The organism is Corynebacterium sp. HMSC05D03 (assembly GCF_001807205.1).
In the GTDB taxonomy this organism is placed as follows: domain Bacteria; phylum Actinomycetota; class Actinomycetes; order Mycobacteriales; family Mycobacteriaceae; genus Corynebacterium; species Corynebacterium aurimucosum.
The window spans coordinates 1-3,230 of the sequence record NZ_KV788155.1; the positions used below are offsets into that span (position 1 = coordinate 1).

General features: G+C 55.5%; 3 protein-coding genes. 2 read left to right on the top strand and 1 reads right to left on the bottom strand.

What is annotated here, in order from left to right:
- The coding region (locus tag HMPREF3147_RS00005; protein WP_246815660.1) for a hypothetical protein at positions 1-556 on the top strand (556 nt) is incomplete at its 5' end.
- A gap of 169 nt (positions 557-725) precedes the next feature.
- Here the strand turns inward: HMPREF3147_RS00005 and HMPREF3147_RS00010 are convergent.
- A complete protein-coding gene (locus HMPREF3147_RS00010) occupies positions 726-2,285 on the bottom strand; it encodes a SulP family inorganic anion transporter (RefSeq protein ID WP_070443139.1) in 1,560 nt (519 codons plus the stop codon).
- Between the two features lie 169 nt (positions 2,286-2,454).
- On the opposite strand from HMPREF3147_RS00010, the gene HMPREF3147_RS00015 reads away from it, so the two are divergent.
- Complete coding sequence (locus HMPREF3147_RS00015; protein WP_034664654.1) at positions 2,455-2,859, top strand: MerR family transcriptional regulator; 405 nt, start codon at positions 2,455-2,457, stop codon at positions 2,857-2,859.
- Positions 2,860-3,230: the final 371 nt, after the last annotated feature.

The window sequence follows — 3,230 nt, forward strand, 5'->3', positions numbered from 1 at the left end:
CCAGAGCCTGAACGCTCAGATGACTTCGAGCCTGACTTCTAGCCTGGAACCGCTGGTAGAAGTAGCTGTATCTGAGGCAATGTCGAAAGAGTCCGAAAGCCTGCACAAGGCAGCAGAAGCATCTAAGAAGGCTCGCAGCGCCCTGCTCCAGGAGAAGGAGTCCAACGAAAAGCTGCTGGAGAAGATACGTGCAGAGCGCAAAAAGTACAACGACGACATGGAAAAGTCGAACACGAACTTTATTAAGGCCTGCATGTCTGCCTCGTGGATTGCAGCCAGTGTTCTCTTCGTTGCTATCGCACTCGTTGCTGTCGGAGCCTTGGGGAACGGGCTGCTAAGTATGCTCGGCATACCCGACGGCGTGTCTGCCTTGTGGGGTCACGTCCAGGAGGCCAACGGCATCGGCCCAACACTGGGCTGGTTGGCGTTAACACTTATCGTCATAGGGGTTCTTATAGCGCTTATGACCTGGATGTTGTCCCAGGCTGCGCCGGGTATTGCTCACTTAGTCGAGGAATACCGTCGCAATCACCCGAGGAAAGAAACGAACCACTAACTAGAACACGTGCACCGTAAAAAGTAAAAATCCCCATAACACAGCGTAGCGGTTAACCGCTACGCTTCTTTTATGCTCTTCCTATGCCCCAACTTTGCAACAGCACCAATAAACTGGCGCCCCGGTTATAAGTTGGGGCGCCAAGTCGATGTGCTCGAGTCGGGGGATGTTAGTGGCCGGTGCCAAGCCGGCCAGACAGGCGGTTCAGCCGGTCCTGACTGGGACCGTCGAGCCCGATAATGGACACGGTTTTGCCTCTGTCCTGGAACTTCTGCGTAATCGCGTCAAAGGTCGCGACCGTGGAGGCATCCCAGATCTCCGCCTCAGTGAGATCAATAGTGATATGACGGGCAGAATCGGTGTAATCAAAGCGATAAACCAGGTCATTGCTTGATGCCCAAAACAACTGGCCATGCACCCGGTAGGTACGAGTATCAATCTCGCCATCGCCGTCGCCGTCGATCTCGGAGACCTTTTCAATGGAAGCGATATGTGCCATCCGACGGGCGAACATGATCATCGCGGTGACCACACCCAACACCACACCAATGGCCAGGTTGCTGGTGGCTAGGGTGGCAATAATCGTCACGGCCATAACAATGGTCTCAGAGACCGGCATGAGTTTAAGGGTGCGTGGATGCACCGAGTGCCAGTCGATGGTGCCGACCGAGACCATGATCATGATTGCCACCAGCGCAGCCATCGGGATCATGCCAACGATGTCGCCCAGTGCCAGGACCAGGACCAGCAGGAACACACCGGCTAACAGGGTGGATAGGCGGGTACGTGCCCCGGATTCGCGGACGTTGATCATGGTTTGACCGATCATCGCGCAGCCACCCATGCCGCCGAAGAGACCGGAGGCAATATTAGCCACCCCCTGTCCCCAGGATTCACGAGTTTTATCGGAATGAGTGTCGGTGATGTCATCGACGAGCTTGGCGGTCATCAACGATTCCATGAGACCGACCACGGCCATGGCCAGGGCATAAGGCGCGATGATCTGCAGGGTCTCCAACGTCCACGGCACGTTCGGAATAAACAGGGACGGTAAGGTCTCCGGCATCTTGCCCATGTCCGAGACCGTCGGGACAGTCAAACCGGCGGCAATGACCAAACCGGTGAGCACGATAATCGTGACCAGCGGGGCGGGGATCACACTGGTGAGCTTGGGGAAGAAAATCATGATCACCACACCCAAGCCGACGAGTGGGTAGACTATCCAAGGCACATCAATGAGGTGTTCGAGTTGGGCGGTGAAAATCATAATGCCCAGTGCATTGACGAAACCCAGCATCACCGATCGGGGGATAAAACGCTGAAGTTTCGCCACACCGAGGGCGCCGAGCACGATTTGTAGGACACCGCCCAACAGGACGGTGGCGATGAAATAATCCATCCCGTAACCACGCGCCACAGGAGCAATGACTAGGGCAATAGCCCCGGTGGCGCCGGTGATCATTGCCGGGCGGCCACCGGTAAAGGCGATCGCAATGGCCATGACTACCGAGGAAAACAGACCCATGGCTGGGTCAACACCGGCAAGGATGGAAAAGGCAATGGCCTCAGGGATCAGTGCCAGGGATACCGCCAGTCCGGCCAGAATCTCTATACGGATACGGGCGGGGGAAGAAAATGCGTAACGGAAGGATGCGATGATCCCGGTAGGGGCATCAGCGCCGTCTGGACTCAGGAGGGGGCGGGGGGCCGCCGTGCTAGTTTCAGTCATAGATGTCCAATCTTTGAGGGGATAGGTAACTGGGCGAACGCCCGAAAGGAATCCAACCCTCTAGTAACTTTAGGTTTGGTGATGGTGGTCATGGTAGCGGGAGTTTTACTCAACCGCCAACCCAGGCACAGGAACCCGTGGGCAACATCACCGTGAAGGAGAACAGGCAATGCAAAACAGTAATTTCAAGATCGGCGAGGTCGTTGACCAGACGGGGTTGTCGATTCCCACCTTGCGTTATTATGACAACGTCGGCCTGATTACCCCATCGGGGCGTAGCCCTGGTGGGTTCAGGCTTTATAGTGAGGCTGATGTACGTCGTGTTTTGCTGGTGCGACGGATGAAACCGCTGGGGTTTACTCTGGATCAGATGCGGGAATTCCTGGAAGCTGCGGAGATTCTTCATAGTTCAGATGGCGGGCAGGAAAGTGATACCGCACAGCAGGCACGGAGTAATGCCAAGGCCACCCTTGCCGACATTCGTGAGGAGACGCGCACCCGCTACGAAAAGCTACGCAAGCAAATTGCCTACGCTGAGGAATTCCTCGATCTGGTCAACACCCTGGCACCCTAAACTGCCCCCATCCTTCGCAGGGAGAAAAAGACCATCGTATTGAATGCGCTCTGTCGAATCGCGTTCCAGATGAAGTGGACGAACGTCCGCGGCCTCTCCGGAGTGGATGGCGATAGTACAGAGGACTTCTGAAATCCGTGCAGACGACTCCTCAAAACGACACAGTCATCCAAGGTCACAAAATCGAAAATTGTCACTTAACCCCATCACTTCCAAACCGGCTTAAGTGACAAAATGCCATCGCTAAAGTCCCGATTTGAGTCCCTGGACGTGCGCCTTAAGAGAAATAACTAAAGCCCCTACCAGTGTTTCTCCTGGTAGGGGCTTGGAAGTTGGTAGCGGGGGCAGGATTCGAACCTACGACCTCTGGG

Excerpts from the sequence above, each read along its gene's own strand:
- HMPREF3147_RS00010 (WP_070443139.1), bottom strand. The coding sequence starts at position 2,285 with ATGACTGAAACTAGCACGGCGGCCCCCCGCCCCCTCCTGAGTCCAGAC.
- HMPREF3147_RS00015 (WP_034664654.1), top strand. The coding sequence starts at position 2,455 with ATGCAAAACAGTAATTTCAAGATCGGCGAGGTCGTTGACCAGACGGGG.